The sequence below is a fragment of the Myxococcus sp. XM-1-1-1 genome, from assembly GCF_020037095.1.
GTDB classification, from domain to species: domain Bacteria; phylum Myxococcota; class Myxococcia; order Myxococcales; family Myxococcaceae; genus Myxococcus; species Myxococcus fulvus.
In genome coordinates this window covers 92926-99079 of record NZ_JAIQDH010000032.1, presented here as the reverse complement: position 1 = coordinate 99079, position 6154 = coordinate 92926, and the positions used below count along the sequence as shown (strand labels likewise).

Sequence of the window (6154 nt, the reverse complement as noted above, 5' to 3'; positions counted from 1 at the left end):
CCTTCCACCACCCCAGCTGCTTCTCCAGCACCTCCCCCTTCAGCCACTCCCGCTGCCATCTCGCGTAGTCCGCGTACTGCACCTCCAGTCTCGCGGCCTCCACCGCCTCCCCTCTCACCCTCGCCCCGTACCCCTCTCCCAGCTCCTTCTCCAGCAACCCCACCGACCACCCGTCGAACACGATGTGATGCACCACCCACACCAGCACGTGCTCTTCATCCCCCACCCTCAGCACCTTCGCCCTCAGCAGCGGCCCTCGCTCCAGGTCGAACGGACGCCGAGCCTCCTCCTCCACCTTCGGCAGCACCTCCGCCGCGGACACCGACTCCACCGTCAGCGACAGCTCCACGTCCTCGTGGATCCGCTGCACCGGCTTCCCGTCCACCTCACCGAAGGTCGTCCTCAGGGACTCGTGCCTTCGCACCACGTCACGGAACGCCCCCTCCAACGCCCTCACATCCAGCCGGCCTGTGAGTCGTCGGGCGAACGGGACGTTGTAGGAGATGCCTCCCGTGTCGAGCTGTGACGTGAGCCACAGTCGCTGCTGCGCGAAGGACTGCGGCACCACGCCACCGTGCGGCTGGTGCGTGAGGGGACTGCGCTGGGCTTCGTGGTCCTCCTCCAACCGCTCCGCGAGCCGGGACACCGTCGAAGACTCGAACAGGACGCGCACGGGCAGCTCACGTCCCACCACTTCGCGCAGCCGCGACATGGCCCTCGTGGCCAGCAACGAGTGTCCGCCCAGCTCGAAGAAGTCGTCCTCCACGCCCATCCGCGCCAGGCCCAGCAGCGGGGCCAGGACCTCCGCCACCACCTGCTCCATCGCCGTGCGAGGCGCCACGTACTCACGCCGCGAGCCCTCGACCCCGGGGGAAGGCAGCGCCCTCCGGTCGAGCTTCCCGTTCGGCGTGAGCGGCAGGCCCGGCAACATGACGATGGCCGAGGGCACCATGTACTCGGGCAGCCGCGCACGCACCCACGCGCGCAGCTCCTGGGACTTCGGGAGCGCCCCCTCCGAGGGAACACAGTACGCGACGAGCCACCGTCCTCCGGGGCCATCCTCGCGCGCCACCACCGCCACCTCGCGCACGTCCGGGTGGCTCGCGAGCACGGACTCCACCTCGCCCGACTCGATGCGGAAGCCGCGCAGCTTCACCTGTCCGTCCAACCGCCCCGCGAACTCGAGCGTCCCATCCCGCCGCCACCGCGCCCGGTCTCCCGTGCGGTACAGCCGCGCCCCGGGCTCCGCGCTGAACGGATTCGGGACGAACCGCTCGGCGGTCAGCTCCGGACGACGGAGGTATCCCCACGCCAGCCCATCGCCGCCCGTGTACAGCTCGCCCCAGACACCCACGGGGACGAGCGACATCGCCGCGTCCACCACATGGACCTGGGTGTTCGAGATGGGTCGACCAATCGGCACGGCGCCGTCCACCCGCGAGCCCGCCGTCAACGGATGGCACGTGGTGAACGTGGTGTTCTCCGTGGGCCCATACCCGTTGATGACGGCTCCCCCTCGCGCCAGACGCGCGCGAACGGCGGAGGGCGACACCACGTCGCCGCCCGTGAGGAGCTGACGCACCCTGGACAGCGCCTCGGGACGCGTGGCCATCACCTGCTCGAACAGCGCGGAGGTCAGCCACAGCGTGGTGACGCCACTTCGCGCCAGCCCCGCCTCCAGCTCCTCCACCGAGGGTGTCCTCGGCGCGAAGACCACCAGCCTCGCGCCATTGAGCAGCGGCCCCCACAGCTCCAGCGTCGCGGCATCGAACGAGATGGGCGCGAGCTGGAGGAAGACCTCCTCCGGTCCCAGCTCCGCGAAGCGGCTCCCCTTCACCAACCTCACCACCGCGCGGTGCGGAACGCAGACGCCCTTCGGTCGCCCCGTCGAACCGGAGGTGTACATGACGTAGGCGAGCGACTCCGGCGCCAAGGGCAACGCCAGGTCGACCTCGGGCTCGTGAGCGAACGCCGCCCCCGAGGGCTCCAAGGGAACGAGCTTCACCGGACCCGAGACGAGCCACGGACAGGCCGCGTCCGGTGCCAGCAAGGCCGCGAGCTCCGAGTCCTCACACATGAAGGACAGCCGCTCGTCCGGATACGACGGGTCCAATGGAACGTACGCGGCCCCGGCCTTGAGGATGCCGAGCGTCGCCACCACCATCTCCAACGAGCGTCGCGCGAAGAGCCCCACCCGACTCCCGGGCTCGATCCCCAGTCGACACAGGTGGTGCGCGAGCTGATTGGCGCGCCGGTTCAGCTCCGCGTACGTCAGGCGCTCGCCCTCGAACTCCACCGCGACGGCGTCCGGAGTGCGGGACACCTGTGCCTCGAACAGCGCGGGGATGCTCGCGTCGCGCGGATACTCCGTCCGCGTCGCGTTCCACTCCGTCAGGAGCAGCCCACGCTCGGCCGCGCTCACGAGCGGGAGCTCGAAGACGCTCGACGAGGGGCGCTCCACCACCGCCTCCAGCAACGCGACGTAGCGCTCCGCCAGTCGCGTCACCGTCTCCTCGTCGAAGAGGTCCGTGTTGTACTCCCAGTACGTCACCAGCCCGCGGCTCGTCTCGCGCGCGAACAGCGTGAGGTCGAACTTGGAGACGCCCGGCTCCAGCGGGACGTCCGTCGCGACGAGCCCCGGCAGGCTGAGCGCCGCGGACGGCTCTCCCTGGAGCACGAAGGCCACCTGGAAGAGCGGCGAGCGGCTCGGGTCCCGCTCCAGCTGCAGCGCCTCGACCAGCTGTTCGAGGGGCACGTCCTGCCTTGCGAAGGCCTCCAGGCACGTCTTGCGGACCTGACGCAGCAGCTTCTGGAACGGGACGTCCTCGACCTGGGCCCTCAGGGCCAGCATGTTGGCGAAGAACCCGACCACGCCCTCCAGCTCACGCTGCCCGCGCCCCGCGAAGGGCGAGCCCACGACGATGTCCCGCTGCCCGCTGTGACGCGCCAGCAGCACCTGGAACGCCGCCAGCAGCGTCATGTACAGCGTCACCCCTTCCTTCCGGCTCAGCTCGCGCAGCCTCTCTTCCAGGGCCGGCAGGGGCGGCATCCACTTCAGGGCGCCCGGATAGGTCTGCACGGCGGGACGCGGTCTGTCGGTGGGCAGCTCCAACACCAGCGGCGCTCCCGCCAGCTGCTCCTTCCACCACCCCAGCTGCTTCTCCAGCACCTCCCCCTTCAGCCACTCCCGCTGCCATCTCGCGTAGTCCGCGTACTGCACCTCCAGTCTCGCGGCCTCCACCGCCTCCCCTCTCACCCTCGCCCCGTACCCCTCTCCCAGCTCCTTCTCCAGCAACCCCACCGACCACCCGTCGAACACGATGTGATGCACCACCCACACCAGCACGTGCTCTTCATCCCCCACCCTCAACACCTTCGCCCTCAGCAGCGGCCCTCGCTCCAGGTCGAACGGACGCCGGGCCTCCTCCTCCACCCTTGGAAGCACGTCCGCGGCCGCCACCTCCTCCACCTCCAGCCACAGCTCCACCTCGTCGTGGATCCGCTGCACCGGCTTCCCATCCGCCTCGCCGAAGGTCGTCCTCAGTGACTCGTGCCTTCGCACCACGTCACGCAGCGCGCCCTCCAGCGCTCCCACGTCCAGCCGGCCCGTGAGCCGCACCGCGAAGGGCGCGTTGTAGGACGTTCCGCCCGCGTCGAGCTGCGAGAGGAACCACAGCCGCTGCTGCGCGAAGGACTGCTCCGCCACGCCGCCATGCGGCTGGTGCGTCAGCGGAGGCCGACGGCTCGTCCGCTCCGGCTTCGTGGCGATGGACGGCGCGCTCCGCGTCATCACGCCACTCGAATCGTGGGCCGAGGCCCCTCTGGCGCCCCCTGCCCGGGCTGCCCCTGAGGCTCCGGCAAGAGCAGGTCGTACGGATTCATCGCGTCACCGGCCAGGCACTCCAGCTCCACGTCCAGCCCCAAGCCGTGGCGTCGCGCCAGCTCGATGAGCACGCCCGTCACCGCCTCGTCCTCCAACGAGAACCCCGTGGAGTCGAACACCGTGGACCGCTCCCGCCACTCCCCGAAGCGCTCGGGATGCTGGACGACCTCGATGATGCCCGGGCCAATCTGCTCGGGCCGCAGCTGCTGACACTCTCCTTCCACCAGCGCCTGCGGCAGGAAGTCCGGACACACCAGGCTGCGCTCCAGCAGCGAGCGCGGCAGCTCCAGCTTCCCCGGCAGGTCCGAGCCCACCGCGTTGACGTGCACCCACGGCTTGAGCCGCCCGTCCTCCAACACCGGCCCCTCTCCCACGCCCACCGACGTCACCGTGCACACGATGTCCGCCTCCGCCTCCACCGTCTCCAACGGCGCCGCGCGGACATCCAATCCCAGGAACGCCGCCCGCCCCGCGAACGAGCGCTGCGCCACCGGGTCCACGTCAAAGACAAGCACCCTCTCAATGGAAAACAACCGCGACAGTGCATGCAGCTGGGTCACCGCCTGGGCGCCGGCGCCGACCAGCCCCACCACCCGGCTCTCCGGATGTGCCAGGTGCCGGCTGGCGATGGCGGACGCCGCCCCCGTGCGCAGCGCCGTCGCCAGCACCCCGTCCACCAGCGCCGTCAGGTGGCCCGTTGCACAGTCATAGACACTGTTCGTCGCGATGATGGTGGGAACCCCATAGTGTCTGGGATTCATCGGATTGTAGCCGACAACTTTGATGGTGATGGATTCACCCTGCCGCATCACCGGCATCCACTCGAGCACGCCTGTCCGGGCGTTGCGCAGCGTGAAGCCCTCGCGCTGCCGCAGCTCCGTGCGCGCGAGGTCGAACGTTCGGAAAGCCGTCTCCACCGACTCGATGACCCGGTCCATCAGGACATCGATTCCCACTTCGTGCACGAGCCTGCGCAGGTCCGCCTGGGTGACGAGGAGTGTCTTCACGGGCGCTCCCTCAGCCTGGAGATGCGCGCACTCTGCATCAATCCGTGTCACCTGAGAAGACAATCAAAACATTCCGACATCTCTTTACGCGCCCAGAAGAATAATCATCCCTGATTGCCCATGACCACACTTGCCGACATTGCACGTTTTACATGAACTACGAACAAGCCCTATCATCGCGAGCCGTGAGCACACGAACGGACGCCGCGACGCTGTCCTGGGGTTGGGTTCGCAATCCCAGGTTCGACCTCTTCTTCATCCTCGGAACGGCGGGCCTGGGGCTCGCGTTCTCATTGGCGGCGCTGGCGCGGCCGTCGCTGTTCCCCGTGCTGTTGATGGTGGACGTGTGGCTGCTCGGCTACCACCACGTGGTGTCGACCTTCACGCGGCTGGGGTTCGACGCGGAGAGCCGGCGTCAGCACCGCTTCCATCTGTGGGTGCTGCCGGGGCTCGTCTTCGCGGCGACGTTCGCCGTGTACCAGTCGGGCGGCGTCTGGCCGCTGATGTCCATCTACTTCTACTGGCAGGGGTGGCACTACCTCAGGCAGAGCTACGGCGTCAGCCGCATCCTGGACCGCGCCTCGAAGCGGCCGGCGGCGGAGAACCCCGCCACCGCGTGGATGCTCTACCTGCTGCCGCTCGCGGGGCTGCTCTACCGCTCCGCGCAGGGCTCCACCACCTTCCTCAAGCTGGAGGTGCGGATGCTGCCGGTGCCCTGGGAGGCGGCGTGGGCGGCGGCGGCGTGCGCGCTGGTGGCCTTCGCGGCGTGGGCGGTGCTCCAGGCGCGGGCGCTGCGCTCGGGCGCGGGCAGCCCCGCCCAGACGCTCTACCTGGCCACACACGCGGGCATGTTCGCCGTGGGCTACTTCGTCATCCCGAGCCTGGAGACGGGCTGGCTGGGCCTCAACGTGTGGCACAACGCCCAGTACATCCTCATCGTCTGGCTGTTCCACAACCGGCGCTTCAAGGAGCAGGTCAGCCCCGAGCACCGCTTCCTGTCCACGCTGAGCCAGAGCCGGCGGATGCTCCAGTACCTGGTGGTGTGCGTGGCGCTGTCCGCGCTGCTCTACACGTTCATCCTGCGCGGACTGTCGTGGATTCCAGCGGCCAGCCTGCTCATCGTGCAGACGCTCAACTTCCACCACTACATCGTCGACAGCCTCATCTGGAAGGTGAGGCAGCCGGCGGTGCGGCGAAACCTGGGGCTCGCCGCGTGAGGCCCGGGCCAGGAGGGCCGCGAGGGCTTTCGCCCCGCGGCCCCTGG

Annotated in this window: 3 protein-coding genes; 1 reads left to right on the top strand and 2 read right to left on the bottom strand. The window is 69.3% G+C overall.

Annotation, left to right across the window (positions count from 1 at the left end):
* The coding region (locus K8640_RS38515; protein ID WP_223751656.1) for a non-ribosomal peptide synthetase at nucleotides 1-3790 on the bottom strand (3790 nt) is incomplete at its 3' end.
* A complete protein-coding gene (locus K8640_RS38510) occupies nucleotides 3790-4890 on the bottom strand; it encodes an ornithine cyclodeaminase family protein (protein ID WP_223751655.1) in 1101 nt (366 codons plus the stop codon). The genes K8640_RS38515 and K8640_RS38510, both read right to left, overlap by 1 nt.
* A 185-nt stretch (nucleotides 4891-5075) precedes the next feature.
* On the opposite strand from K8640_RS38510, the gene K8640_RS38505 reads away from it, so the two are divergent.
* On the top strand, nucleotides 5076-6107 hold the full coding sequence (locus K8640_RS38505; protein WP_223751654.1) for a hypothetical protein: 1032 nt from the start codon (nucleotides 5076-5078) through the stop codon (nucleotides 6105-6107).
* The last annotated feature ends 47 nt before the right edge of the window (nucleotides 6108-6154 follow it).